We start from the raw sequence: 26,857 nt of genomic DNA on the forward strand, positions 1-26,857 counted from the left end.
GATTGAATGTCAAAGTGGGGGCTCTGACCTCATGCGCTGCCCGGTTCCACCATTGGCTTCGCCATCGCCCGGCATTTCAGAGGCTTGCCCTCATGGTCCCATCCATCACAATCCAGGCCCTGGAGGACTTCCCTTCGCAGCTCGAAGCGCACTACGCCGCCATCCCGGAGGACTTCAAGCATTGGGCCCCCCCTTCGTGGGACGGCGTGCCCAGTGCGCCTTTGACCGCCATCGAGCAGGTCTGGCACGTGCGGGACATCGAGATTCTGGGCTACCACGTTCGCCTGCGTCGCACGCGGGACGAATGGAATCCAACGCTGGCGTCGCCGGATACCGATACCCTGGCCAGGGAGCGCGCCTACGGCAGCCGGCCCGCGGACCTCGCGCTGGCGGAGTTCCGGGAGGCCTGTGCGCAGACGGTGGCGCTCATCGCGAGCCTGTCGCCCGAGCAGCTCCATCGCACCGCTGTGTTCGAGGGCTACGGTCCACTGTCGCTGCAAAGCCTGGTGCACAATCTGTGTAGCCGCGATCAGCAGCACCTTGCGCACCTGGGGGCGGTAGCTCCCGCACCCCGCGCTCAGACGGGCCACACCTCAAGACGGCAATTGGTCCCTCACCAACTCGCGGACGCTGCGGAGCTTGTCCGGGTTGCGGGTGACGTAGATGGTAACGACGCGGCCATCTTCGATGCCCAGGGCGGTCGTCTGGAGCGTGCCGTCCTTCTCCAGGGTGACGAAGGCGGGCAGTCCGTCGATGAATCCCTCGTGCACCAGTTGCGAGTAGTTCACGCCCCTGATGCGCAGCAATCCCTCGAAGAGGCGCAGCGTCTTCTCCTGCCCGTAGATGGGGTTGAGGGCCGCCCTCACCTTGCCGCCACCGTCGGAGTACACGACGACGTCCTGGGCCAGGAGTGCCTGGAGCGCGCCCATGTCCCCGCTTCGTGACGCGGCGTAGAAGGCCGAGGCCAGCTCATGGCCCTTCGCCTCCGACACGGGGAAGCGGGGCCGAGCCTCGCGCACGTGAGCCCTCGCGCGGCTGGCGAGCTGGCGGCAGGCGGCCGGGTCCCGGTCGATGGCCTTCGCCACCTCCTCGAAGTCCATGCCGAACACGTCGTGCAGGAGGAAGGCGGCTCGCTCCAGAGGGGACAGTCGCTCCAGGGCCATCATCAGGGTCAGCGTCAAGTCATCACTCTCCACCGCATCGACGATGGGCTCCGGAAGCCAGGTGCCCACGTATTCCTCGCGGCGTACGCGGGCGGACTTCAGGACATCCAGACACAACCGCGTCACCGTGCGGACAAGCACGGCCTCGGCGTCGCGCACGGCGGTGCGGTCGGTCTGGTGCCAGCGCAAGTACGCCTCCTGCACCACGTCTTCTGCCTCCGCGACGATGCCCAGCATCCGGTAGGCGATGCGGAGCAAGCGGGGGCGCAGTGGGTCGAAGGCGTCAGCGGGATTCACGTCAGGCGGCCTCGGTGCGGGGAGCGGTGACGGGGTGAATGGAGCGGAACCCCACGGCGATGCGGTTCCAGGTGTTGATCATCCCGATGAGCAGGGTGAGGTGCACGATTTCCTGCTCCGAGAAGTGCGGCTTGAGGGCAGCGTAGTCCTCATCGGGCGCGTGCGTCTGGGAGACGTGCGTCAGGGCCTCCGTCCAGGCCAGGGCCGCTCGCTCGCGCTCGGTGTATAGAGGCGACTCGCGCCAAGCGTCCAACAGGTAGATGCGCTCCTCGGTCTCCCCATGCGCGCGGGCGTCCCGGGTGTGCATGTGGATGCAGAACGCGCAGCCGTTGATCTGCGAGGCGCGGATCTTCACGAACTCCAGGATGCTCTTCTCCAGGCCCAACTCCAGCAGCTTCTGGCCATAATCGAGTGTCAGCTTCATCGCATCGGGGGCGGCGGCGTACGGGTTCAGCCGGGGCTTCATGGGCGGCTCCTGAGTGTCGGGCAGGGCGAAAGTGCCTGCGTTCAACTTCAGGACGACGCAGCCGGGGCCGCATGTGACATGGCCTTTTCCGGCCGATTTATTCGCCCTACCGTTCCCGGGGCGAGGAATCAGTCGAGCCCCGTCTTGCCCACCGCCCAGTAGGCCTTCACCTTCGGCGTGGCGCGGTCGCCGTCGCCGCGCAAGCGGGCGCGCAGGGCCTGGATCGACTGCGCCCGGCCCGTCATCACCAGCGCCGCCCCGGGCTTCGCGCCCATCGCCTCTCGTAGCCGTTCATGGAGGCGGGCGAGATGGGCGTCCCCAGGCTCCCGCGCCACGGACTGTCCCTCGAAGCCCAACTCACGGAGCACGGGGACGCATGCGTCAGGCTCCGTCACCTCGAAGACGGGCGTGACGTCCCGCCTCGCCGCGGTTCGGAATGCGTAGGCCACTGCGAAGGACGTCTCGTCGCCGAACAGCACCACCGGCGCGTCTCCGGCCTCCAGGGACAGCGAGCGCCGGGGGCCGAAGAACTGGACGGTGTCGCCCACCTTCACGTCGCGGCCCCAGCTCGCACCCGGGCTGTCGCCGTGCAGGTACACGAGGAAGGAGGTGGCACCCCGTTCCTCGTTCCAGGACAGCGGCGTGTACGTACGCATGCCCAGCCCTGGCAGGAAGACCTGCACCTTGTCGCCAGGGGTCCAGCCCTGTCCCTTCAACGCGGGCCCCTCGCAGTCAATCTGCCGGAAGACGCGCGAGCGCTCGTGGACCTGCGTCACACGGCTGTCGGTGAAGAGGAAACGCCCCAGGACACTTCCCAGCAAGGTCTTCGCGGATGCCATTGGCACCTCCCTCCCGGCTTCCTTATGCGCCCCTCCTGTCTGGGGCTCGTGAAGTTGCGTGAAGCCGTCCCCGTGGTGCGAAAGCTCACTCCGGCTGGAGGAAGCGTCCGTCCACCAGGTGGTCGATGACCTCTCGCGCGGAATGCGGGTCGAGCCGGGCCTTCGCGCCGAGCTTTGACACCGCGCTGGAGACGGTCGTGGGGTGCTCGAAAGCAGCCAGGGCGGCCAGGAGGATGGCGCCGTCCTCGCCCTGCGTGAGCGTGGGGTCGGAGAACCGCTTCGGGCTGACAGAAGGAGCGCAGCTCATCGTGATGCCATCCACGGAGCGGAGGACCGTCACCGCCTCACCCGCGAGCTTCGCGGGGGCGCGATGGCTGCCCAGCCACTCCCCCAGGGTAAAGCGCTGGGTCCAGGGGGCGGTGTTGCGCAGCCGCGTCCTGCCCTGGATGGCGACGCTCTTGCGCGTGTCGCGGTGCTTCCATGCCAGCGCGTCCACCCGGTCGGAGGTGTGCTGGACCGCTGCTTCCAGCCCCGCGTCGCGGAAGCGAATCATCGGCACGGACACGTCACCGGGCTCGCGGCGCTCGAAGTAGCCGAGGAACTCCGCGAACGTCTTCGCCTCTGTCACCATGTCGAAGCGCGCGGGGTGCTGCGTCACCAGCGCCCCGGGCTGCGCTTCGAGCCGCTGGTAGCCCACCACGCAGTCCAGGCCGATGATGCGCTCCACGAGCCGCAGCTCCTCCGCCAGGGTGGCCTTGCTCGCGAAAGGCAGGCCTCCGATGCCGGAGATTTCGATGTCCAGGTTGGGGTACTTGCGGCAGGCGTCGATGACTTCCAGCAGCTCGTGGTCCTTCGCGCAGGGCTTGAGCAGGCCCCGGCCCATCTGCTCCAGCCGCTGCTGTTCGGAGAAGCAACCGATATCGATGACCATGTAGACGCGCTGGAACGTCGCGGCCAGCGCCGCCACCAGCTCCACCCGGGGTACGCCCCACAGGAAGTACGTGCAGCAATGGCTGGAGAGGTCCACGCCCGCCCAGCTGCTGCTCAGGAACCCGGCGGTGCTGCCCGCGAAGTCGTAGCGCATCTGCCACGTCCGGGCGGCGATCTCCTGGTGGTCGCGGCGCACGTTCTCCTCGGCGCGCAGGAAGGGCTTCGCGCGCCCGAAGTCCGCTTTCTGGTTGCCTCGCGCCCCGCCGCAATACAGGCAGTTCTCACCGCACCCCTTGCCGGGAGCGACCCAGCCGGAGAACGAGTGCTGGTCCATCTGGCTGAGGAAGATGTCGTTGAAGTGCGAGTAATAGATGTCGTCCGTGTTCGTGGAGCGCTGCACGTACTCCAGCGGCAGCCGGCGCGGCCGGCCGTCCGGACTCCTCGTCACGACGTTGGGCGGCGCCTCCTCGCCGTTGCACAGCGCCAGCAGTGGCACCTCTCCGTCGCCCAGCACGATGTGGTCGATGCTGTCGTAGCCGCTCAGCTCCTTCCACCAGTACGACGCGGAGTTGCCTCCCACGACGATGCGGATGGAGGGGTCGAGCCGCCGCACCGTCCTCGCGATGAGCAGCGCGCGGTCCACGTGGTGGAACCATTTGAGGCTGATGCCCACGAGCTTCGGGCGTACGCGGCGCAGGAGGCCCTCGAAGGTGCGTGTCACCTCGGCTTCGGTCTCATCCCCGTCGTACAGCCGCACGAAGGCCTCGATGCCGCCGCGCCGCAGGTAGCCCGCCAGGTACAGGATGCCGCACGTGGCCTCCCCCGTTCCGGCACCGACGAGGAGGACTGGAGAGAGGACACGACCGCCCATGCGACGTACACCGGCCTTTCAGGAGACGGCGGGCAGCGTAGGCGAAACAGGCCCGTCTCGGGCGGAATGGTGGCGCCCGTCCGCCTGGCTGCCCGTCCCCATCCTGGTATGGCAGAGCATTTCAGCAGGTCCGCCAGGTCCGCGGCACGCAGCGGGGACTGGAACTCCGCGTCCTGCTTCACGCCCGGTAGCCAGTCTGCTCCGAAACACGCGGGCATGAGAGGTGCTCGCGGAGCACCCGAGCCGGGTCATGGCGGCCTTCCGTCCGCCGTTCACTTCGGCGACGCACCGTTGCTCGTGCGAAGCCTCGCGAGGGTTCGCTCGAGGACCTTTCGCTGGAGATGGTCCTGGGGAATGCCTGGCGTCCGGTCCATCTCGCTCAAGGCCTCGGTCAGCAGTCGCTCCGCGTGTGCCCGCTCGCCATGTGCCATGAGGATGCGCGCATGGCCCGCGAGCACGGTGCCTCGGGAGACTCCCTTGGCCAGGGCCAGGGCCCGCTTGCTCGCCGTCAGCGCCTCATCCTTCCGCCCGGCCATCAGGTACAGCGCCGCGAGCCGGGCTGGCGGGTTGTAGTCCCCGGGCAGCTCCCGCTCGCTGCGCTCCAAGAGGGGAATGGCGGCGTCCGGCTCGTCCAGCAGCGCGGTGGCCATCACCCGATGCGAATCGAGCGCCGCGCGCTCCTCGGCCCCATTCGCGTGAGTGGCCTGGCGCTGGAGGAACGCCCACCAGGTCCGTGCCTGGTCGCGCAGCCCCGCTTCGTCCCCGGACGCCTCACGGGCCTCGCAAGCCAGCTCGTAGAGCGACGAGCGCTGAAGCGGAGTCAGCTCGGTCTCGGGAGCACCCAGGGCCCGGTTTGCCTCCTCGGCGAACTGGCCGCGCACCGCTCGCGCCTCATCGGTGTCCGTGTCCAGCGCGCAGCCCATGCCCACGTACAGCAGCCGCGTGCGATCGTCCACGCGCGAGAGCTTCGGCAGCTCCCTCGCGGCCACCCGCATGCAGTCCGCGGAGGCGCCCGTGGCGGCCAGCGACTTGCTCCAGGACACGAGGGCGCCCGCGCGGCGCGCGTCCGCGGGTGCCAACTGCTCCAGGGTCCGCTGATAGGCCGCCGCGGCTTCGCCGTGCTGACCGGAGAGGGCGAGCGCATCCGCCCGGACCAGCGCCTCCGTGCCCAGGCGGCCTTGCTGGAAGGTCCGCTCGGATTGCTCGAGCAAGCCCAGTAATTGGGGGAGGGACACCGCACCCAACGAGCGCGCGAGGACGGCACCCGTTTCTGGCTCCAGGACGAAGAAGGTGGGCCACGTGTCCACCGGGTATCGCTGGAGGAAGGCCATGCTGGTGTCGGCGTCCGTGTCCACCGCGAGCCAGACGAAGCGGTCCGCCCACTCATCCAGGGCGGGGGACGTCAGCACCGTGGCGCGCATGGACCGGCACGACTGGCACCAGGGGGCCCAGGCCTCCACGAGGACAGGCCGCCGGCCCTCCCGCCCCGCCCGGAGCGCTCCCTCCCAGTCATTCTCCATGAAGACGGGCCCTGCCTTCGCGGGAAGGGTGCGCTGCGGGGTGGCGGGAGGCGTCGCGCACCCCCAGAGCAGCAGCAGGGCGCCGACGGCGAGTCTCATCGTCATGGATTCTCCGGGGTTGTTGGCTCGACGCGGGCCCCAGACACCCCGGGGGCTGGTGCGGTTCCGGAATGCGGACGGATTGGACGGAGAGGGGCTGTGTTGAGAGGGGGAGGGCTGGAGCCGCAGCTCCGCGCCCCCCGAGGACCGAGTCGCTCGGGGAGCGTGGAGCATGCCGTGGCCGGCGGTGACTTCAGCGCGGCGTGACCTTGAGCAGCTTTCCGTTGGTGGCGTCGGTGAGCAGGTAGAGGGCTCCGTCGGGGCCCTGCACCACCTCGCGGATGCGCGCGCCCAGGTCCTTGAGGAGATGCTCCTCGCCCACCACGCGGTCGTTCCGCATCATGAGCCGCACCAGCGCCTGGCTGGACAGGCCTCCGATGAAGATGTTGTTCCGCCACTCGGGGAACAGGGTCCCCGAGTAGATGGTCATCCCCGAGGGAGAGATGACCGGGTCCCAGTAGTACACGGGCTGCTCCATGCCTGGGCCCCGAGGGCTCTCGTGGATGGGCGCGCCGGAGTACTCCTCGCCATACCCGATGGTGGGCCAGCCGTAGTCCTTGCCGGCCTCGGGGCGGTTGAGTTCGTCACCCCCGCGCGGTCCCATCTCGACCGTCCACAGCCGGTGCTGGCTGTCGAGCGCCGCCGACAGGACGTTGCGGTGGCCCACCGACCAGATTTCCGGCTTCGCCCCCTCGGTATTCACGTAGGGGTTGTCCTGGGGCACGGAGCCGTCGGGATTGATGCGGACCACCTTGCCGAAGTGGCTGTTCACGTCCCGAGCCTGCACCCGGCCCGCGAGGATGGAGCGCTCCCCGAGCGTGACGAACAGCTTGCCGTCGGGGGTGAACACCATCCGTCCCCCCGAGTGCAGCGTCGACTCGAGCGTGGGCATCATGCGGAAGATGACCTGGACGTCCTCCACGCGAGGCTGCGCACCGTCCACGAGCTTCGCACGCGCCACCGCGAGCCCGTTGCCGCCCTGGCGTGGCTCGGAATAGGTCCAGTAGATGAGCTGGCTCTGCGCGTAGTCGGGGCCGACCTCCACGTCGAGCAGGCCCCCCTGTCCGCGGCCATCCACGTTGGGCAGCCCCACGACGGCGGGAGACTTCGCGCCCTGCGGTGTGACGATGTAGAGCGAGCCGGTGGGCTTCTCCGTCACCAGCATGCGCTGGTCGGGCAGGAAGGCGATGGCCCAGGGATTCCTGAAGCCCGAGGCAATCTCGGTGACCTGGATGGGCGTCTGTGTCTGGATGGCTGGGACGCGTGTCTGCCCGGGGAAGGCCGGATCGAACTCGGGCACGTTGGGCGGCCCCTGCGGGACCGGGGGGCCTGTGGGAAGCGGCTCTTCCGGCGGAACACCCGCGTCGTCCGGCGGAACACCCGCGTCGTCCGGCGGAACGCCCGCGTCATCTGGCGGAACGCCCGAGTCTTCCGGTGGGAGGCCCGAGTCCTGCTGCGGGACGCCCGAGTCCTGGGGCGTTGGCGTGGGGTCTGGCGTCTGGCTGCAGCCAGATAGGAGGGCGGCGACGATGAGGGGCAATGACAGGGTTCGCATGCGACTCTCTCCTGGGGGATAGAACGGAAATGAACATCGCGTGCCTCGTGTCGAGTGGAAAGTCCGCGCTTCAACCGGCGGCCGGACCGTGCCGGACATCGGACAGAGGCTCGGCTCTCGGGCGGAGCTCCGCACGCCATCGCCAATCGCTGTGCAGCGAGGCACCAATTGTATGGAGTGGCCGTAGTATCCCGTTCACGGCGAAGCGGTGCCAGGGCAACGCCCCCCATTGGGCCGTGCACGGGGGCGTCACGGCGGTGCTCACCTGGGACTCCGCCGAAGAGCCACCGGCCAACGCCCAGGAGGAGCGCGACGAGGACGAGAGCCGGCTTCCTGCCTCACGAGCCCAGGGGGCGCCCTGGGGCCCGGCGAGAAGAGCGGGCTACGGTTCCGCGCCAGGGCGGGCTGAAGACTTTGGCGACGGGGCCTGGCCCGGCAGGACGGCGCGGAGCCGCGCATCGCGCAGCCAGAGCCCCAGCCAGAGCAGCGTCGCGATGTAGACGGGGAAGAGCATGTGGGAGAAGAGCGGGTTGCCGACCCGGACGTGGGTGGCGACCGCGCCTCCGAGATAGCCCGTCCACAGGATGGCCCCCAGCACCGAGAGCCGGGGAGTGAGGTACACCGCCAGGCACGCCAGTTGAACGATTCCCAAGCCGAAGAGAACGCTCACGGGGTAGCCGAGCTCCACCGTGCCCTGCTGCGCCTCCGGAATCTGGAGCAATTTCCCGGTGGCATCGAACAGCAGGAAGAGGACGGCGATGCCGCTCAGGATGCGTCCCGTCCACAGGGCCTTCTTCGAGGAGGACTGCGTGCCCGACTGCAGGCAGGGGGCCGGGGCGGTGTGCTGGAATTCGGTGTGGGTCGTCATGGTCATGGGGTTCTCCGTGAAGCGGTTTTGAGGGTTGGACCGCCATGGCCGCCGAAAATCATCGGTCGGTCGGAAAAAAGATCGCCGGCCCTTCGCGCCTGACTGTCCGCCGCTCGGTTTGGCGGGCAGGGTGGAGGAACGAAGTCCTCGCGGGGGGCAGGCCTCCCTCGGTTCAGCGCGCTTCTGGCCCGCGCGCCATCATCCATTGCTGTGCAGTGAAGGACCCAGCGGGTGCAGGCGCGAACGTCACGCGCGGCCGTCAACCCGACGAACCCGCCGGAGCACTGACCGGTTGGCCCAACGCCGTCGTTGGAGGACTCTCCGGCGGCGGTGTGGTTTCCGCCGGACTTGGCATCGCCAATGGAAATCTCACGCGAGGCTGAAGCTCGTCACGACGCGGCACTCCTACCCATCAATCGAGTTGACGCCCATCTTCTCTGCTTCCGTCGTGTCGCTGTACCAGAGGTTCCGCTCCCCGCGCGTGTCTCCCGAGCCCGCTGGCTTGTTGTTCCAGGTGATGGTCCGCTCGTGCCAATCGTCATCGGGGACGTAGGTCGTGTAGGCGTTTCCGTCGCCCCTATGTGCGACGCCAGTGTTGGCGGTCACGGAGAGCCGCACTGAGCGCACTCGTATATTCGGTGGCAGGAGGCTCAAGTCGAAGCGCAGGTAGACGTGACTGTACTGGCGGTTCACTTCCCACGCGGAATACTGGCCGTAGTTGGTGTCCGGTGCGGAGGAGGTGACCTAAGAATCGGCCACGGGCTCCCTCGTCACCGTGGTTCCGCCCAGCGCGGAGGTTCGGGTGGCGACGGGAAGCGGGGGTTCGGGAGAGGACTCCACGCTGACATCGCCGCACCCCGCGGCGCAGAGCGCGAGCAGGGCCGTCAGCGAGAGCGAATGTCGGTGAGGCGGAGAGAACTGCTTCAAGAAATGCATCAGGTCTGCCTCTCTGTGAGAGTTGTCAGACACGGGTCCTGATGCCGCCGTGAATCCAGGTGTACATCACGACTGAGAAGGGCCGGGCACGCTCATTCCCAGACCCGTAGTGTCGAGGCGCGGGGTGGCGGTCTAGGATGCCGCGCCATGGGAATCTTCGTCATCGGGTCTTTCTTTCTGGCGCTCCTTGGAGGGGGCGTGCTCGGGGTCGTGTCACTCCTCATCCACCTGTTCGCGGTGCGAAAGGGGCGCGGCTCGTGGAAGCGGTTCCTGCTGATTTCCGGAGCATCCACGGTGGTGGTGGGCGTATCAGCCTATTTGTGGATGTTCAGTGGCCCCGAGGCATCGGGCGCACCGACAGGGGACGACTACTCGCGGGCCATCCTGGGAGCAGCGCTCCTTGGAGGCTCGCCTGGGGTCGGGCTGCTCGCCGGACTGCTGACCTTGCTCAAGGGCAACGCACCGGCCCCCGTCTCGCCGGCATGAGGGCGCCTGATAGGGGACCCATGCGTCACCTGGCGGCCGTCGCTCTCTGGGTGCGTTGGTGTTGCAACCGGAGCCCCACGCCGCACGCGGGCGTGGCCTCCAGAGGCGAGGCGCGCTACTGCATGCGCTTCTTCCCCTGCTGAAGACGCGCTGGCGAAACGAACAGTCGAGTTCGTCCGCCATGGGGTATCCCCAGTTGCCCTCTATGCAACGGCCATGGGGGTGGGGTCCTCACGCGGAGTCAGCCGCCGCCTGGGCGCCGCGAGAATCCCTGTTGCCATGTACCAACCGAGAACAGGACCAGCCCCTGCTCCCATGACGGGTACCGGGAAGTTGCCGAGCATCGGCACGCAGAGGGTCGCGGCGATGTAGACGAAGAGGCTGGTAGCGAGGGGTGTTCCAGGGCCATCGCTTGTCTTCCATCGGGCGGTGCCTGGCGCGGCGGGCAGAAGGAGAAGGGCAAGCGCGGCCACTGCCACGATGCCGAGCGCGGGCGCCAGACTGGCGGCGAGTTGGAGGATGCGCTCGACGTGGGGGACCGCGGGGAGTGGGTCCGGCTGGAGCCATGCACCGAAGCCGATGAGGAGAACGACGGTGCAACTGAAGGCACGCTGGAGCCAGTGCGTCGAGTGCGCGCGGGCGAGCAGGGTGCTCGCCGCCAGTGCGAAGGCAGTCCCCTGGCCTGCGTCGGGTTGCGCGGCATGGACGGCCGATAACCCCACGGCAAGGACTGCAGCGGCGGAGAAGCGCCGGTGCAGCGCATCGCTCATTCCGAGGAGCACCCACGGCACCGCCACGGCGGAAGCGTGGAGACGAACCTGCCCCAGCTCAATCCATCGATGAACTTCGTCGAGTCCCGGAAAGAGGAGCGTCGAGGCGGTGAGCAGCACCGCGATGACGGAGAGGGGGCCGGAGACTCTCAGGAGTATCGCGCTCGAGAGGCGTCCTGCCATGGCCGCCACGCCAGCACCCAGTGCCGCCGCCGTCGCATTGATGGCGAATGCGGCGATGGGAGCGCCACTTCGCCATGCGACGAAGGCGCCCAGGATCATGGCGGGAAGTGGCAGGAGCAGAAGCCATGACGGTGCAGTCTTCTGCGCCTCGGTTGGAGTCATGCGGGGCGCATAATACGAGCGACAGTGCCCTCGCCTTGCGGCGCCCGGCCCCGACCTCGCTAGTAGGTGCCCCAGCGCGAAGGCAGGGGGCCGCTCCACTGTGTCCGAGTCCCGGGCGTCGTCAGCGGCGAGTCTCCGGCGATGCGCATGACGTTTGCGTCCGCGTTCATGTTGGACCAGTCCACCGCGATGTTCCGGCAGTACCGGTCACGGGCGAACCCTGTCTGGAGGTCATGCACACAAGGCGTCGGGTCCCAGACCCGGTCTGCTTGCAGACGCTGGACCGCTGCGACGATGTTGGAGGGCATCTCCCCGGAGGCCCGGACGAAGGGAACGCCGTCGATGGGCGTGCCGTCCGACGCGAAGAGTTCGAAGACCTTGCCGGAGTAGCTCAGCGCGCCCGGCATGCTGAAGTCCCATGCCCCGGCGGTGAATGGGGCGGCCTGTCCACAGGAGGCCGGGTTCCCAGGGGCATCCGTGCAGGCGCCGCGAAGGTGGAGGACCAACACCGCGCCCGTCTCCACCGTGTAGCCCTGGGGGAAGGTGAAGGTGAAGTCGGAGTTGGTGAGCTCCTTGAGGGAGATGCCCGTCAGCGAACCGCCGGTGACAGCCACCAGCTCGATGAGTTCCTGCTGGACGTACGGATTGATCTCCGTGATGCGCAGCGAAGCCTCCGGCGCGGAACTCCCGGCATCCGTGCCCGAGTCCGGCGCGCCGGCATCGCCCGAGCCTGCGTCCACGCCACCGTCATCCGAGCCCGGCTCCGTCGAACCCGCGTCCACCCCGGCGTCTTCCAGGCCTGCGTCGACGGTTCCCGAGTCGGGCAAGGAGGCCTGAACGCAGGTCTCCTCCACACAGACGATGTCCGGTCCACGGGATGCGCAGTCGCGGTTCTCCGTGCATTCGGAAGAGGAACAGGCGGAGAGGAGTGGGAGCAGGGCGAAGGCCAGGACTCGTGGGACGCGGTGTGTAAGGAGCATGGGGGGAATTCCTGGAAGCAAGAGGGGGAGACGGAGGGCAGTGATGACGGAGTGGCAGGGGCCGCAGATACACGGCCCGCCAGCAGCCCGTTGAGCCCACTTCATTTTTACTACGGAGGACACGGGCTCATGGCGCCGCGGGCGAACATCCGTGCGAGCCACGCGTCGCGTGTCGCGATGCATGCGCGCGCCAGGTCGGACTGCGGGGCGATGTCATAGAAGCCATGGAAGGCTCCGCCCCAGACGTGCAGCTCGCACTCACCACCCGCTGCCAGGATTCCGCGGGCATAGGCGACCACTTCATCTCGAAACGTCTCCGCTCCTCCGACGTCGATGAAGGTGGGCGGCAGCCCGCTCAAGTCCGATGCTCGCGCGGGCGCGGAGTACGGAGACACCTCGGGGCCTCCACAGCGGTCTCCCAGCACGGCTCTCCAGGCGGTCAGATTGCTGGTGCGGTCCCAGACGCCGACGCCATCGTATCGGTGTGCGGATTCCGTCTCGTTCCGGTCGTCCAGCATCGGGCATTGCAGAAGTTGGCCCAGCAGCCGAGGGCCCTGCTGGTCCCGAGCCAGAAGCGTGGTGCCCGCCGCGAGCCCTCCACCGCCGCTCCCGCCGAAGATGACCAACTGATTCGGATCAAACCGGAGCATGTCCGCATGCGCCGCCATCCACGCCAGCCCGGCGTAGCAGTCCTCCACCAGGGTGGGAGCTGGATGCTCGGGTGCCAGCCGGTACTCGACGGTGACACAGACCGCATCATGGCGGAGCACCCACTCCACGAGCGGCTTCGCCCCCGCGAAGCGGGTGCCCATCACCATGCCGCCGCCATGGATGTGATAGATGGCGGGACCGGGAACCGAGTGGCCTTGCCGGGAAATGACCGAGACCACGATTTCGGCGCCCTGGTATCCGGGGATGCTGTAGTCAACGCAGCTGACCTGCGCGTCGCCAATCAGCGTTTCCCGGGTCACGTGGCTCAACCGGCGGAAGTGCTCGAGCTGCTCCAACGTCATCTGCAAGGGCACATACCCCTTCAGCGGCGGGAGGAGGGGGGCCAGTTGTGGATCGAAGTCCGTCGATGAGGTCGGGCGAGTCATGCGCGTTCCATACCGGATGGGTGTGACACCCGCAAAGCGGCTGTCAGGCAACTGGCGGATGGGCACGCCCGCGTGGTTCTCCCTATTGTCCACACATGCGTGCGTTGCGAGTGCTACTGGCGTTCACGGTGGGGTGTAACGCACCAATGCCTCACCCCATTACGGCACAGGGCGCTCCGCCCGATGTCGGCGATACGTATGAAGCCTGTGGCTGCGGCTGTTGCCCGATGGCGGGGCCGGTGTACGAGTGCCTCTACTGGACCCAGGGAGACAGCCTGCAGGCTGTCATCGCCAAGGACAAGGCAATGAAGGACGGGCCGTTCTGCAAGGGGACCGGCAAGCGCCTGGGATGCTCATTGGGGACGATGTACAGGTACTGTGACTGAAGGCACCTGTCCGTCGGCTCGATGCGCTCAACCCGCTGAGCGCTTCCGAACCAGGTCCTGGCGCCTGAACGTCTTCACCAGGAAGTCCACGAGGGAGGGGCCCGCGCCGGCAGATGCCATTTCTTGAGAGGGGGCCTATCGTCCCCCGGCTAGGCCACTTAATCCACCCGAGGCAATGAGAGCGCATTCGCCTGGGGGATTCATGACGAGGATTGGTGAGCGTCTACCTTCTGTCTCCGCGCCCAAGGTCCGGACCTTGGCGGACATGAGCTCCGCCCGCGCGTTCGTGGACCTGCTCGGCTCGGTGATTCCGGCCCAGCATGCCGCGCCGGTCGCGGCTGCCCGCCACTACAACATCGAGTCCCTGGGCCCTTCCAACGCCATGCAGCAGGCTGCCCATGCGAGGGAGGTTCTCCCCTCCCTGCTGGGCCTGTTGACCGATGAGCGCATGGCGCGCTGCGTCGACGAGGCCTACCGGGAAATCTTTCAGGGCGACCGGTGGCCGCGCGGACCGGAGCGGTCCAAGTGGCTGGGCTTCGCGCGTGAGCTTCGCGCCAGCAACCCCCAAATCACCGCCGAGCAGGTCCGCGCCGCCATCGCGAACGAGCTGCGGCTCGAGCGGGACGGGCTGGATGTCGCGACGGTCGAGAACATCGACCTGTACATCTCCGGAGCCATCGGCTGGGTGACCTGGTGCTACGAGGGGGAGTCGCGTAACGCCACCGAAGAAGACATGCACCATTGGCGCGCCTTCGCCGCCGAGAAGAAGCGGGAGAACCCCGATATCCAGCCGGACGAACTCAAGTACGCCATCATCGACGCGGTGCGGGCGAAGGTGATGAAGATGGACTCGACGTCACCGGAGAACGTCGACAAGTTCATCGAAGACGCCGTGAAGTGGGTCACGCTCTGCTACCAGGGCAAGGAGCGTCATGCCTCCCCAGCGGAGATGACGTACTGGCGCGCCTTCGCGGCGGAGAAGCTGCGGGAGGACCCGGAGATGTCTCCGGTGGCGCTCAAGTACGCCATCACCGATACCCTCCGCGCGAAGATGACAGGCACGGACTCCGCGTCGCCCGCGAACATCGATCGGTTCATCGAAGACGCCATCGGGTGGGTCTCGATGTGTTACGAGAGCAAGACGCGCCACGCCTCCCCGGCGGAGATGGCGCACTGGCGTGCCTTCGCCACCGCGAAGCTCGCGGAGAATCCGAAGATGACGCCGGAGGAGCTCAGACACGCCATCACCGACGCCATTCGGGCGCAGGCACTGGGGATGGACACCCTGTCCCCCGCGAACATCGATGGCTTCATCATGGAGGCCATCGGCTGGGTGTCGCTGTGCTACCTGGGCGCGTCCCGCGCCCCCACGCCCGAGGAGATGCAGTCCTGGCGTGCCTTCGCGGCGGAGAAGCGGCGGGAGGACCCGGACATCACCCCGGAGGAGCTCAAATTTACCATCCGCGATGCGGTACGTAACGAACTGACGGGCATGAGCAAGCCCGCGGAGCTCAACATCGAGCGCTTCATCCGGGAGGCCTACGAATTCATGTTCCACGCCTACCGGGGCATGCCCGCGAACATGAAGCGCGAGCCGACGCCGCGAGAGCTGCACGAGTGGCAGCAGTTCGCCCGGGCCCGACTCCGGGAGGAGCCGAAGCTGTCGAGCGAGGAACTCAACTCCTACCTGCTCGACAGCCTGCGAACGGCGCTGGCCAACCAGTGACGGAGGCCGCTGCCTCGCGACCAGCGGTAGTCCAACAGCCATCGCCCCTCGCGTCTGTAAACGCGCTCTGTCCCGAGACCTCGCCGAGTGTTCAGAGGCTCGCAGGGGGGCGCGTTGCTGGTGATGGGCGGTAGTGGGGATGCCCTCCCAACACAGGGGAGAATTCACCAAGGGGTGCTTCGTCCTCCTCGCCGGGCTGTCCGCGTCAGAAGTCCCTGTTGGTGCTGGTGCGCAGGGATGGCGAGTGCATCCGCGGGCAGGGGGCCGTTCACTCCTTCCGGTGGAATCGTCTCAGATGCGTGGGCCTCCTTCCTTTCGTGCGCTCTCGCGCTCAGTTTCCCGGCGAGACGTTCGAGGAGGGGACAGATGACGGGGTTGGCTGGTTCCATGCTCGCCGTGGTGATGGCGGCGGCGAGTGGCTCGGCGTTGGTGCCGGTGAGCGGGGGCAATGCCCTGACGCTCCCGGCGCAGCGCCACATTGTTCGCATCGAAACCGGAAGCAATCGTCCGCCGACGTGGCTGGTGGCCATCCAGCACGGGGGCGTGGACGGCAAGGGGCTGGTGCTCTACCGCTCCGAGGACGCACTGCGAACACTGCGGCGGGTGGGGGACATCCAGCCCAACGCAGCGCACACGGACCGGGCAGAACTCCTGGCCGTGGGCATGGATGTGGCACTTGTCTACTCCTACGAGGGGCCACAACTGGCGGCATCCAGTCAGCACGACGTCTACTTCCAGTGGTGGCGCTATCAGCCCGGGGCGAATACCTGGGCGCCGGAACCCGCGGTGCGGGTGTTCGACGCGGACGCCAGCACGGCCTACTCACGGGCCTTGCTGGCGCGAGACTCGCAGGGACGGCTGTGGGTGCAGGCCTTCCGTCTGGAGCTCGACGGCGGCGCCACGGCGATGGTGTCCGTGTCCTCGAATGGGGGGCAGGGCTTCGGTTCGGCTCAGGCGCTAGACAAGGTCCGCCGACGGGGTGGGGGACGGCTGCTCAGCCTGGGGACGAAGCTCGTCTTCTTGTACGGAATGCATGACGGCTGGGAGCCCGCGCGCATGCGCATCCGCTCCGACTCGGACCCGGAGGGCACGTGGGAGCCGGTGCGCCAGGCTTTCTTTGACGGCATCTACCATGGCGCGGCGTTGAGCGCGGTGGCGGATGGGAAGGAGGGCATGCACCTCGTCTACAAGGACGAGCTGGAGAAGCTCTACTACCGGCACTTCGACGGGAGCAGCTTTGGTCCCCGCGTGTTGGTGGAGGGCAGCTCGGACTGGGCGACCCAGCCTGCCATCACCCGCATCGGCGACACGTTGTATGTCTTCTACAACCAGGTGCGGGCGCTCAATATGAGCTACGAGCTGCGCGTGCGCACGGTGGACGAGGATGGAACGCTTGGGCGCGTGGTGGCGCTCGACGGGGATGCGACGTTCAAGGGCTACCTCAACGCGGTGGATGTCCTGCCGGAGGGCAGCGGCGAGGTGCCCTGCCTCTATGGTGAGGCGGTGGACGCGGGCTCGCGGGGCTCGGTGTCGCGGGTGTCGCTGGTGCTCGATGAAGCGCCTCCGCCGGAACCGGAGCCGGGGCCGGGACAGGGACCTTTCGTCCTGGAGCTCGTGCGCTCCCTTTCCACGCACGAGCTGCTCGCGGTGGACGGGGCCGGCACGTTGTACGGCATTCCCGCTGAGGGCCCGCGTTCGCGGTTGATGGCGAGCACGGACGGTGGGCGCACCTTTTCGGCTCGGGGGCAGCGGGGTGGCAACCTGTGGACGGTGGCGGCGATGGAGGGAGGGGCGCTCCTGGCAGTGGCGAGTCACAGCGGGGAGTACTTCCTCCAGCGCTCCACGGACGGGGGGATGACGTGGGGGAACCAGCTGCGCCTGGGCACGTATCGTGCGCGGGGGCCCCAGAGCTTCGCGCGCTTGGGGAGCACGTGGTTCTTCCTCGAGTACCAGTCTTTTACCTCGGCCGCCGTGCCGATTCGGCTATGGGCCACCACGGACGGCGGGGCCACGTGGTCCGTGCGCTCCATGTTCACGGCGCACCGGCACGGCTCTGCCCTGGTGGCGGACCCGGCGACGGGCACGCTGTGGGCGACCATGGGGAGCAGCGAGGCACAGGCCGCAGTGCTTCGTTCCACGGATGGCGGGTGGACCTGGACGCCGCTGTTGCGTGGCTACAAGGCCAATGCCCAGGCGGGGGTGGTGCACACGGGCGGGGCACTGCTCTTCGGCCAGTCAACGTTGTTCGAGCCCGAGCACCCGAAGCTCCTGAGCCTGTCTCCGGAGGGGACCGTGAGTTCGCTGATGGAGCTGCCGGGGCCGGCGTACTCGCTCACCGCGGTGCCCGGGGGCGGGTGGGTGATGGGCACGGCCTGGTCCCGCGATGGGGACGTGCATGCGTCCGGTGACGTGTCCGCGCGACTCTTCATCAGCGAAGACGGCGTGACGTGGCAGGAGTCACACCGGTACGAGCGGATGAGCGGTGCGGACCTGACGCGCGCGGACGCCTGGGGCACGTTGCCATCCGGAGAGCTGGTGGTGCGCGTGGAGGATGCAAGCGGCTTCGGGAGCGCGGGCGTGGGCTTCCAGGTGCTTCGCGTCAAGCGCTGAGGCTGGCCGCGCCGAAATGGGGCGGGCTGCGTCTCTGTGGTGACAGCCCGCATGGCGGGGCCGCGGCCCGGTGGGTTTGCCACTCCAGGCGATACCACCGGGCCTTGTCGTAGCGCCCGACCCAGAAGCCCTCGCCGGAAATCGTACGGGTGAAGTGAGGGGAAAAAATCCCGCCCTCCGTTCGGGTGGCAAGCCGCCCACGACGGCCCGTTCCAATGCCACGCTCACTTGGGGAATCGACTCCGCCAGGCGCCGGATGCGCCTCTCCGTCGCCGACACGCGGCTGCGCATCGTCGTCTGGGATGCAGCCCTGCCGTAGTCGTCCGGCCTCCCGGAATCGCGGAGCGCATCGCCTTCCAGGGGGCGCCTCACGTCCGCCATCACACTTGCCGCGGGAGGGACCTTTCGATGACCATGAATGCACCTCGGAGGAACTTCCACGTGGAGCCACGACACAGGCCGGCACAGGCCATGGTCTCTCTCCCCTCGGACGTACTGGAGCAACTGCGAGAGGACCTGGCCCGTGCGGTGGCCCGGGTGTGTCCGCCCCGGATGGCCGATCGCCGCGATGACCTGGTGCAGACGGCCATGATGCGCGTCATGGAGTTGCAGCGGCGAGAGCCGGACTGCAGCCGGTTGACCTCCGCCTACCTGTACCGCGTCGCCTACACGGCGCTGGTGGATGAGTTGCGCAATGTGTCACGCCGCCGTGAGGTCCAACTGGAAGAGGTGGAGTCGCTGCCCGAGCCGCCGGTGGCATCGGGCGACCCGGAGAAGGCAGCGGGCGGCTCCCAGATTGCCCAGGCCGTGCGCGACTGTCTGCGCAAGCTGGTCCAGGACCGCCGGCTGGCGGTGACGCTGTACCTGCAGGGCCACAGCGTGCCGGAGTCCGCGCGGTTGTTGGGCTGGGACGACAAGCGCACCGAGAACCTCATCTACCGGGGCCTGGCCGCGCTGCGCCTGTGCCTCTCCACGAAGGGATTCGAGCCATGAGCGAGCGAGAACGCGGCGAGACGAAGCCCGATGATGCGGCCGTCGAGCGTCTGCGCGCCGCCGTGCGTTCCGAGGACCCGGTGGAGCGCGCGGATGCGCCGGTGGATGCGGACCTTGTATGGCGCGCGGTGAGCGGCGAGCTGCCCGCCGAGGAGCGGCGCGCGGTCGTCGAGCGTGTGGCGGCGGACCCGGCCTGGGCGGCGGCCTGGCGGCTCGCGAACGAACTGACGCGCTCCGCCGCGGAGGCCGCGCCTCCCGTGGAGCCCCCGGCGGACAGTTCGCGCACCCGGCGCCGAGACGGTGGCGCGCGAACGAAGCGCCGCTTCCGCTTCGCGTGGAGCCAGCCCCTGTGGGGTGTGGCAGCGACCGCGGCCCTGGCCCTCATCGTCGTGGGCGTGGTGATGCGGGAAGAGCCCGAGCCGCCGCGGCTGCGTGGCGGCGATACGGCGGCGGTCGCCTCCCAGGTGCCAGAGGCGGTGCCTCTCAAGCGCGACGCCTGTGTACTGCGCTGGAGCGGCGGTCCCGAGGGGACCCGTTGGTCCGTGCGGTTGTCCACGGAGGACCTGAGTTGGGTCCACCGCGTGGACTCGCTGGAGACGCGTGAGTACCGGGTGCCCGCCGAGGTGCTGGCGCCGTTGCATCCGGGAACGACGTTGCTGTGGCAGGTGGAAGCGCGTTTGCCGGACGGGCAGGTGCTTCGCGGCGCCACGTTCATCAACCGGTTGGAGTGAAGCGCGCGGTCCGAAGTCCAAGGGGGACCTCATGAGAACGGAGCTGGGCATGAAGACACGGCGGTGGATGCGAGCAGGACTGGTGGCGCTCCTGATGGGAGTGGCCGGAGGGGCAGGGCAGGCCTGGAGCCAGCCGGCTCCTGTCACCCGCGCGGTGAAGACGGCCTTCAGCCACGGCGAGGCGGGGGACCTGGTGGTGGCCTCGGTGGTGGAGACGGGCGTCCGCACGGGCCAAAGCCAGTCCGTGACGCTCCAGCTCCTCGACCACTCCGGTGCCGTCGTCGCGCAGACCACGGGGGTGGTGGACCAGGAGACTCCCCTTCGCCTGACCTACCGGACCCCCACCGCGGCCCCGGTGTTCGCGCGCGCCATCGCCACGGTGAGCGCGGAAACCCTCTCCGCGGCCGCGGTGACGGTGGAGCGTTGGTCCGTTGCGGAGCCGGCCTCCTGGACCGGAGCCCTCGTTTGCTATTTCGAGCTGGTTCCGATGCCCAGGCCTCCGCCTCCTCCCCCCGGGCCGGTGACGCTCAAGTGCGAGCCCGTCGACCCGCCACCTCCGCCGACCCGCTGACGTGTCGCTCCGGACGCACCGGTCCGAAGGAAGCAACAGAAGGCTCCTCTCCTTCCTGATGGGGGTCATTCTCTCGGTGTGTCCGGCACTGGCTTTCTCCGCCGCGCCGAGCCGTCCCCAGCCTCCCTCGCTCGAGTCATGCCGGGAGCGCTTCGCCTCGCAGCCAGAGGGCCGGGAGTCGGCGATGTGCTTCTACCAGTGTGCCCAGGTCACTTCCGCTCGTGACGCTGTCGTGCGCGAGCTGACGGCCTTGATGGAGCGTCACCCCGACCATGGCTGGCTGCCCCTGGTGCTCGGGCATGTCGGGATGCTGTCCAGCGGCAAGGAGGCGGAAGGTCCCTATCGTCGCGCGGCGCAGACGTTCCGCCGGCTCCAGGACGCGGAGGGCGAGGTGCTGGCGGCCATCAACCTGCGCGCCATCCTCCTGGCTCAAGGACGAACCGAGGAGGCCTGGGATTGGACGCGGCGCGTGGTGGAGGTGGCGAGCGCCTCCGGCCGGCCGGAGCTCCACGCACGCGCGCTCATCGTCGAAGCCAGCCAGCTTTATGAGGTGGCGCTCGACCTGGGCCGGGCCTTCCGCGTGCTCAAGCGCGCCGAGTCGCTCGTTTTCCCGGACGGCGCGGAAGGGCTGAAGAAGCAGTACCTGTCCGTCATGAGCACGGTGAGCGAGCGGCTGGGCCGGTTGGAGGAGGCCTCGGACGTCAATGCCCGGCTGGTGGAGTTGACCCGGAGCACTGGCGACCTCTTGCTGGAAGCGCATGCGCGCTTCACGCTCGCCAACGTCGCGCTGCGGCGGCTCGAGCGTGACCATGTTCCGGCGGACCGGGCGCGAGCGCTGGAGTTGGCGCGGCAGGCCCTGGCCGCCGCGGAGAGGGCGGGGAACCCAACGCTGGTTGCCCGGGCGGTGCGTCTCACGGCGGACCTGTTGGGAGACACACCCGAAGAGCGCCGTGAGGCGGACGCGCTCCTGGAGCGCTGCATGGCGCTCGCGGAGTCGCTGGATTCGGACGAGCGGCGGCTGGCGTGTCTCTGGACGCGCGCGGAGCGGCGGGCAGGCGTGGACCCGGCCGGCGCCATTCAGGACTCGGAGGCGTCACTGCGACTGGCCTCCGAAGGAAACGACCCGCTGTTCCTGGCGCTGGCCCTTCGAGGCCGCGGCACGGTGGCGTACCGGACACAGCCTTTGCCCCAGGCACTGGAGCATGCCGAGCGCGCCCTGGACGCGCTGGAGTCCCTGCGCCAGACGCAGAGTGATGCCTTCAGCCAGGCGGAGCTCTTCGCGACGTGGGCCCGCGACTACCACCGGCTCGCGGGCTGGACATTGGAGGCTGGCGGGGCGACGGGCAAACCCGCCACGCTTCCCTTCAGGGAGGCTGTGTCGCGGGCCTTCGCCGTGAGCGAACGGCTCCGGGCGAGGACGCTGCTCGATGCCCTGGTCGCCTTCCGAGCACGCGCGGACTCCGGGGACACGCCCGAGCGCCGGGCGCAGCGAAGCGAGGTGCAATCGCGGCTGGTGGCGGTCCAACGCCAGCTCTTGGACCCGTCGCTTGCGGGCGCTGGACGCGAGGCGGCCCTGAATGAACTCCACGAGTTGGAGCGCCGCGAGCGGGACCTGCGCCCAGCGCCTCGCCACGGTGTGCGGGAGTTCGCCTCCCTGGCGTCCGTGGAGAATGGGCTGAGGGAGGACGAAGCGCTGCTGGTCTTCCTCGTGGGGGACGACGAGGACCTCTCCGGAACGTCGGCGGGTGGTGCGTGGTTGTTCGTGGTGACACGGGGGCGAACCCACGTCCATCGCATCCCCGTGCGCACGCGGCTCGCTGCGGCGGCCACGCTGTTCTCCGGGCTCGTCGAGCGCAGGGATGACTCCGAGCGCGGCGCGGCGGTGGCGCTCCATGCGCAGCTGCTCGGCCCGGCGCTCGCGGGGCTGCCACCCACGGTTCGGCGGCTGCTGTTGGTTCCGGACGGACCGCTGCATGACCTGCCCTTCGCCGCGCTGCGGGAGCGTCGGGATGGGCCACCACTGGTCGCTCGCTACGAACTGGCCCTGGTGCCCTCGGCGAGCCTGTGGCGGCACTGGCACGGGGAGGCCCCATTCACGCCTGTCGGTGAGGCGCTGGTGCTGGCGGACCCTGAGTGGGGCCTGGGACAGGGTGTGTCGCGGCCGGCGGCGCGCTCTCGGGCTGGAATCTTCGACGAGGCCGCGCAGCTCGGCGCGCTGCCCGAGGCTCGTCGCGAAGGGCTCGGGGTGGAGCGGGAGCTGCGAGACACCCGCGTCGTCCCCCGGCTGCTGGTGGGCACGGAAGCCTCTGAGCGCGCGCTCAAGAGCGCGGACCTGTCGCTGGTCCGGGTGCTGCACATGGCGGCGCACGCCGTGGTGGACGCCGAAGCGCCGGAGCGCTCCGCGCTCGTGCTCGCCCCGGGCGCGGAGGACGAGGACGGCATTCTCCAGCCGCGCGAAATCATCCGGCTGCGTCTCGATGGCGCGCTGGTGGTGCTGTCCGCGTGCCGCAGCGCCTCCGGAGCGGTGCTGCCGGGAGAGGGCGTGCTGAGCCTCGCGCGGGCATTCTTCGAGGCGGGCTCGAGCGCGGTGGTGGCCAGCTTGTGGCCGTTGCGCGACGCGGAAGCGGCGGACCTGGTGGAGCATTTCTACCGGCACCTGGCTACGGGCTTGAGTGTCTCCGCGGCGCTGCGGGCCGCACAGCTCGAGGCCATCGACGCGGGTCTTCCACCTGCGGCCTGGGCAGGGCTGGTCGTGCTCGGCGACGCCGCGCTGGTGGCCGCCGCGCCTCGCGAGGGTGGTGCGCCCATGTTGTCAGGACTGGCTGGGGCGCTTGTCATTGCCGCGGCGCTTCTCGGGCTCCTGGCGTTGCGGCGCTGGGGCCGTTCAAGCTCTGAACGTTCCAAGCCAGTGAGGCGCGCGGGAGATGCCCGAGGTCTCCGATTCAGAGGTCGATGAGTTCGCTGGCCGCCTTCTTCGCATGCGCGCCGACGACGAAGCACGGGACCGACGTCGAGGCGTCAGACCTTGCGCGGCCCCACCAGCCGCCACGCGAGAGGCAGCAGCACGGCCGCGATGGCGGCCTTCAGGAGCCCTCCAGGAAGGAAGGGCGTGAAGCCGACGCCAAGGGCCTTGGCCACGCCGAGCCGGGCGGACAGGACAAGCCAGGGCAGGCCGACGGCGAAGACGGCCAACTGCCCCACGAAAAAGAGCGGCAGCGCGGTCCACGGCAGCCGGTCGAATCCACGCTGCGCCGCCAGCCCCACCAGGAAGGCGGCTGGAACGAAGCCGACCAGGTAGCCACCGGTTGCCCCCAGGATGCGTTCCAGGCCGCTGGCGCCCTCCGCGAAGAACGGCAGGCCCACCGCGCCCATCAGGAGGTACAGGAACTGCGCGGCCATGCCTCGCACGGGGCCGAGCGCGGCGGCAGCGACGATGACGCCCAGGGACTGTCCCGTGATGGGGACGGGCGAGCCCGGGACCGAAATGGAGACTTGCGCGAGCCCCGCCGTGAGCAGCGCGCCGCCGAGCACGAGCGCCACGTCGTGGGCTCGGGAACGCGCGACCCCATCGGCGAGCACGCGGAGGCGGGGACGGGCAGTGGTGGGGAGCGTCAGGCGGAGCCTCCAGAATCGGACACCGCGAGGACACGGCGCGCCGACGGGGTACACGCTCATGTCTCGAGGTGCAACGCCGGAGAAACCCGCATTCCTCCGTCGAGTCTGCTCCTGGGGCCGCCTGGGCGTCTTCGATAACACCGCGATGAGACAGCCATGACGCGAGGCGGCACGTCTGAGCGGCGCACAGCGTGCCAGGAAGGGCTGCGTGCCGACACGGCGGTGGGGTACAAACGAAGTGATGCGGGGCTTGTACGCATGGTGCCTCCTGCGTGAGCCCCCGCGCGGAAGGACACCAAGACATGAACGCAACCCGCTGGTTTGGACTCGCTTCCCTGACCGTGCTGCTGGCCTCGAACGCCTTCGCCGAGGACAAGGCCCCCGCCGCGACCAACGCCGCCGTCGGCCGGTGGACGACCATCGATGACGAGACGAAGAAGCCCAAGTCCGTCATCGCCATCTATGAAGAGAACGGCAAGCTGTACGGGAAGATCGAGAAGCTCTTCCGCGAGCCCAAGGAAGAGCAGAACCCACTCTGCGACAAGTGCGAGGGTTCGCTGAAGGACCAGCCCATCATCGGGATGACCATCCTTCGCGACCTGAAGAAGGATGATGACGAGTGGTCCGGCGGGAGCATCCTCGACCCGGCGAATGGCAAGACCTACAAGTGCAAGGTCGCCGTCGAGGATGGCGGCAAGAAGCTGAAGGTCCGCGGCTACGTCGGGATGTCGCTGCTGGGCCGCACCCAGTACTGGGTCCGCGCCGAGTAGCACCTTCGGCGGACGGCGGAAGCGGGCACCTCCCGCTTCCGCTCGCCGTGCCTACTTCGAGCCCTGCTGCGTCTCACCCGCGCCATCCGTGGACACGGGCGTCAGCGGCGCCGGAGCGCCTTGAGGCCGCGTGGTGGGGCTGGTGGAGGCGCCACCACTGGGCCGCAGCGCGTTTTGGCCCAGGCGCGAGAAGTTGATGGAGTTGCTCAGGATGCGCACTGCCTCCTGGTCCGCGTGGAAGCCCATGGAGTTCTCCGCCTCCACGAAGTCCAGGTAGAACTGGGCACGCTTCTGAAGGTCTCGCGCCTTGGCGAGCGCTTCCTCGGGCAGGCCCGCTTTCTGGGCGGACTCGATGTCGTGGATGAGGTCCACCAGCGCGTCCATGGCGAGGTTCCGCGTCTCGAAGGTGCGCGTCTGGATGGTCTCCGCGCGCAGGAGCAGCTCCGCCTCGCTCCACTTGTGGCACGTCTGGCACGCGCGGTTGATGTTCAGCAGCGGGCTGCGCACGTGGTGGTCGCTGACCTTCATCGCCCCCTCACGCATGAACGGCATGTGGCAGTCCGCGCAGGCCACGCCGCTCTTCGCGTGGATGCCCTGGTTGTACAGCTCGAACTCGGGGTGCTGTGCCTTCAACACCTTGGCGCCCGTGAGCTTGTGCGTCCAGTCGGAGTGCCCGTCCTCGTCGTAGTAGGCCATGATCTGATCGATGTTGATGCCCTTGGCCCAGGGGTACGTGAGGCGCTTCTCCTTGCCCTTGAAGTAGTACTCGACGTGGCACTGCCCGCACACGTACGTGCGCATCTCCTGGCGCGTCGCGTCCTGATTCACCTGGAAGTTGGGAACGCCCTGGCTGGCCTTGAGCGCGGCGACGCCCTCGATGAAGCCTGGCCGCGTCACGCGCAGCTGCATCGTGGTGGGGTCGTGGCAGTCGATGCATGAGACGGGGTGCTCCACCAGCTTGCGCGCCTCCATGAAGGGCATCTGGTTCATCTTCTCGAAGCCCTTGATGAGGTCGCCGTCACCGAGCTTCTTGTAGGGCACGTACACGCTGGCGTGGCAGTGGATGCAGGTGCCCGGCTGCTGCGTCACGTGCTGGCGCTCGGTGTAGACCTGGTCGTCCAACATGTGCGCGTGGCCGCGCTCCTCGCGGAAGTCCGTGGCGAAGGCGTAGCCGCTCCACATCGTCACCAGCCGAGGGTCCTCCTCGAGCCGGCTCTGCGCGACGACGGTGCGTGGGTCCGCCTGGGACGGCGTGCGCGCCACGGCTTCACTGCCGCCGTAGCGGGTGCGCTGCTGGTCCACCGTGCGCTTGTAGCTGTCGTACTGCAGCGGGAAGTTCCGCCCCCACACCTCCGGGTCGGTGATGGTGTCGTCCAGCTCCACCACCCGGTAGAAGGGATTCTTCGCCTCCTGCTTGCGCTCCATGATGTTGACCAGGAGCGCGGTGACGCCAGCGGCGGCCAGGGCGGCAGCCACCGCCACGGCAATCACCAGTTTGACGCCGCTGAAGCGCCGTTGCTTCTCGGTCATCGTTCAACCTCCTGACGGATGAGTTCGGGGTTCCCGGAGCCTTCGGGGTGCCCCACGGAGTTGTGGCAGGTGAGGCACTGCAGCGAGTCTTCGTGGGGCGTTTCGATGCTTTCCACGAGGCTGGCGTGGCAGTTCCGGCAAGCGTTCTCCGTCACCTGCCGGTTGGCGGGACGGATGCGGATGGGGTCCGGGAAGGTGCCGGTGGTGAAGTAGAAGGAGTGCCAGAAGCCGTTGCTCGCCTTGTTGAGGTACTTGGGCACCAGCCCTGCCGGCGTGTGGCAGTCGTTACAGGTGGCCACCGCGTGGTGGCTGCTCTTGCGCCAGCCATCGTACTGCTCGGTCATGATGTGGCAGTTGGCGCAGGCCGCTGGGTCGTCCTGCAGGTAGGCCGCGCCCTTCGCGTACGCGAAGGTGTAGCCACCGATGCCAATGGCCGCGCCCAGGGCGAGCCCCAGGGCCACTGCCAGGAGTGTGCGGGAGGCCGAGGACACGCGGAACACCGTAGCAACGGTTGTGCAGACGGCCAGTCCCATCTCGCAATCGCGGATGAATTTCCACGCCGTTTGGGAGGCCGGAGCCGGGGCGCGAAATTTTTGCGTCCATGCGGGAGGGTGCGCAGCATTTGCGTCGCGAAACACGCGTGGTGAAACCTCTGGACCCCTGCCTCGAAAATGCAATGCACGCGCCCAGAGGTTCACGCTCC

At 68.5% G+C, this 26,857-nt stretch carries 22 protein-coding genes and 1 pseudogene; 9 read left to right on the forward strand and 14 right to left on the reverse strand.

Translation table 11 applies throughout. From position 1 onward, the window contains the following. Window positions 1-92 precede the first annotated feature (92 nt). Window positions 93-488 (forward strand): annotated as a pseudogene (locus tag OZ403_RS11175) (DinB family protein); the annotation flags it as partial. A 105-nt stretch (window positions 489-593) separates the two neighbouring features. Here the strand turns inward: OZ403_RS11175 and OZ403_RS11180 are convergent. From OZ403_RS11180 to OZ403_RS11215, 8 genes are all read right to left on the reverse strand, one after another. After that, window positions 594-1,460 carry a sigma-70 family RNA polymerase sigma factor gene (locus OZ403_RS11180; RefSeq protein ID WP_140853642.1) on the reverse strand — a complete coding sequence of 289 codons (867 nt, stop codon included), beginning with the start codon at window positions 1,458-1,460 and terminating at the stop codon, window positions 594-596. A gap of 1 nt (window position 1,461) precedes the next feature. Further along, window positions 1,462-1,926: a carboxymuconolactone decarboxylase family protein gene (locus OZ403_RS11185; RefSeq protein ID WP_140853644.1), complete on the reverse strand. Its 465-nt coding sequence runs from the start codon at window positions 1,924-1,926 to the stop codon at window positions 1,462-1,464. A 128-nt stretch (window positions 1,927-2,054) separates the two neighbouring features. Next, entirely contained in the window at window positions 2,055-2,765 is a 711-nt protein-coding gene (locus OZ403_RS11190; protein WP_268784175.1) for a siderophore-interacting protein, read from the reverse strand. Between the two features lie 85 nt (window positions 2,766-2,850). Further along, window positions 2,851-4,566, reverse strand: coding sequence for a B12-binding domain-containing radical SAM protein (locus tag OZ403_RS11195; protein ID WP_140789367.1), 1,716 nt, complete (start codon window positions 4,564-4,566; stop codon window positions 2,851-2,853). A gap of 272 nt (window positions 4,567-4,838) precedes the next feature. Next, window positions 4,839-6,191: a thioredoxin family protein gene (locus OZ403_RS11200; RefSeq protein ID WP_268784176.1), complete on the reverse strand. Its 1,353-nt coding sequence runs from the start codon at window positions 6,189-6,191 to the stop codon at window positions 4,839-4,841. A gap of 187 nt (window positions 6,192-6,378) precedes the next feature. Then, on the reverse strand, window positions 6,379-7,740 hold the full coding sequence (locus OZ403_RS11205) for a PQQ-dependent sugar dehydrogenase (protein WP_140853650.1): 1,362 nt from the start codon (window positions 7,738-7,740) through the stop codon (window positions 6,379-6,381). 382 nt (window positions 7,741-8,122) lie between these two features. Beyond that, complete coding sequence (locus OZ403_RS11210; RefSeq protein ID WP_268784177.1) at window positions 8,123-8,614, reverse strand: DoxX family protein; 492 nt, start codon at window positions 8,612-8,614, stop codon at window positions 8,123-8,125. A gap of 399 nt (window positions 8,615-9,013) precedes the next feature. Beyond that, complete coding sequence (locus tag OZ403_RS11215) at window positions 9,014-9,301, reverse strand: DNRLRE domain-containing protein (protein WP_268784178.1); 288 nt, start codon at window positions 9,299-9,301, stop codon at window positions 9,014-9,016. 390 nt (window positions 9,302-9,691) lie between these two features. On the opposite strand from OZ403_RS11215, the gene OZ403_RS11220 reads away from it, so the two are divergent. After that, window positions 9,692-10,030, forward strand: coding sequence for a hypothetical protein (locus tag OZ403_RS11220; RefSeq protein WP_268784179.1), 339 nt, complete (start codon window positions 9,692-9,694; stop codon window positions 10,028-10,030). A 203-nt stretch (window positions 10,031-10,233) separates the two neighbouring features. Here the strand turns inward: OZ403_RS11220 and OZ403_RS11225 are convergent, their stop codons facing one another. The 3 genes from OZ403_RS11225 to OZ403_RS11235 all read right to left on the reverse strand — a co-directional run bounded on the left by OZ403_RS11225 (window position 10,234) and on the right by OZ403_RS11235 (window position 13,222). Further along, on the reverse strand, window positions 10,234-10,983 hold the full coding sequence (locus tag OZ403_RS11225) for a hypothetical protein (RefSeq protein ID WP_268784180.1): 750 nt from the start codon (window positions 10,981-10,983) through the stop codon (window positions 10,234-10,236). A 221-nt stretch (window positions 10,984-11,204) separates the two neighbouring features. Then, entirely contained in the window at window positions 11,205-12,125 is a 921-nt protein-coding gene (locus OZ403_RS11230) for a hypothetical protein (RefSeq protein ID WP_140874108.1), read from the reverse strand. Between the two features lie 110 nt (window positions 12,126-12,235). Further along, entirely contained in the window at window positions 12,236-13,222 is a 987-nt protein-coding gene (locus OZ403_RS11235) for an alpha/beta hydrolase (RefSeq protein ID WP_268784181.1), read from the reverse strand. 651 nt (window positions 13,223-13,873) lie between these two features. On the opposite strand from OZ403_RS11235, the gene OZ403_RS11240 reads away from it, so the two are divergent. From OZ403_RS11240 to OZ403_RS11265, 6 genes are all read left to right on the forward strand, one after another. Then, window positions 13,874-15,334, forward strand: a complete 1,461-nt coding sequence (locus tag OZ403_RS11240; RefSeq protein ID WP_268784182.1) for a hypothetical protein — start codon at window positions 13,874-13,876, stop codon at window positions 15,332-15,334. A 366-nt stretch (window positions 15,335-15,700) separates the two neighbouring features. Next, window positions 15,701-17,944: a WD40/YVTN/BNR-like repeat-containing protein gene (locus OZ403_RS11245; protein WP_268784183.1), complete on the forward strand. Its 2,244-nt coding sequence runs from the start codon at window positions 15,701-15,703 to the stop codon at window positions 17,942-17,944. A gap of 471 nt (window positions 17,945-18,415) precedes the next feature. Next, the gene (locus tag OZ403_RS11250; protein ID WP_140789387.1) at window positions 18,416-18,937 is read left to right on the forward strand and encodes an RNA polymerase sigma factor; all 522 of its coding nucleotides are present in this window, start codon (window positions 18,416-18,418) and stop codon (window positions 18,935-18,937) included. Further along, on the forward strand, window positions 18,934-19,668 hold the full coding sequence (locus OZ403_RS11255; RefSeq protein WP_268784184.1) for a hypothetical protein: 735 nt from the start codon (window positions 18,934-18,936) through the stop codon (window positions 19,666-19,668). The genes OZ403_RS11250 and OZ403_RS11255 overlap by 4 nt, the downstream gene beginning before the upstream one ends. A gap of 31 nt (window positions 19,669-19,699) precedes the next feature. Next, window positions 19,700-20,239, forward strand: a complete 540-nt coding sequence (locus OZ403_RS11260) for a hypothetical protein (RefSeq protein ID WP_268784185.1) — start codon at window positions 19,700-19,702, stop codon at window positions 20,237-20,239. A 58-nt stretch (window positions 20,240-20,297) separates the two neighbouring features. Then, entirely contained in the window at window positions 20,298-23,195 is a 2,898-nt protein-coding gene (locus tag OZ403_RS11265) for a CHAT domain-containing protein (RefSeq protein ID WP_268784186.1), read from the forward strand. A gap of 62 nt (window positions 23,196-23,257) precedes the next feature. On the opposite strand, the gene OZ403_RS11270 is transcribed toward OZ403_RS11265, so the two are convergent. Beyond that, window positions 23,258-23,779: a biotin transporter BioY gene (locus OZ403_RS11270; protein WP_268784187.1), complete on the reverse strand. Its 522-nt coding sequence runs from the start codon at window positions 23,777-23,779 to the stop codon at window positions 23,258-23,260. Window positions 23,780-24,156: 377 nt separating this feature from the next. On the opposite strand from OZ403_RS11270, the gene OZ403_RS11275 reads away from it, so the two are divergent. After that, window positions 24,157-24,624 (forward strand): DUF2147 domain-containing protein, encoded by a 468-nt coding sequence (locus OZ403_RS11275; RefSeq protein ID WP_140789395.1) that lies wholly within the window; start codon window positions 24,157-24,159, stop codon window positions 24,622-24,624. A gap of 51 nt (window positions 24,625-24,675) precedes the next feature. Here OZ403_RS11275 and OZ403_RS11280 read toward each other — a convergent pair whose 3' ends face one another. Both OZ403_RS11280 and nrfH read right to left on the reverse strand, forming a co-directional pair. Beyond that, the gene (locus OZ403_RS11280) at window positions 24,676-26,154 is read right to left on the reverse strand and encodes an ammonia-forming cytochrome c nitrite reductase subunit c552 (protein WP_268784188.1); all 1,479 of its coding nucleotides are present in this window, start codon (window positions 26,152-26,154) and stop codon (window positions 24,676-24,678) included. Continuing rightward, the gene (gene nrfH / locus OZ403_RS11285; RefSeq protein WP_140796408.1) at window positions 26,151-26,654 is read right to left on the reverse strand and encodes a cytochrome c nitrite reductase small subunit; all 504 of its coding nucleotides are present in this window, start codon (window positions 26,652-26,654) and stop codon (window positions 26,151-26,153) included. Before nrfH ends, OZ403_RS11280 begins: the two co-directional genes overlap by 4 nt. Window positions 26,655-26,857 lie beyond the last annotated feature (203 nt).

The organism is Myxococcus sp. NMCA1 (genome assembly GCF_026810205.1).
GTDB classification, from domain to species: Bacteria; Myxococcota; Myxococcia; order Myxococcales; family Myxococcaceae; genus Myxococcus; species Myxococcus xanthus_A.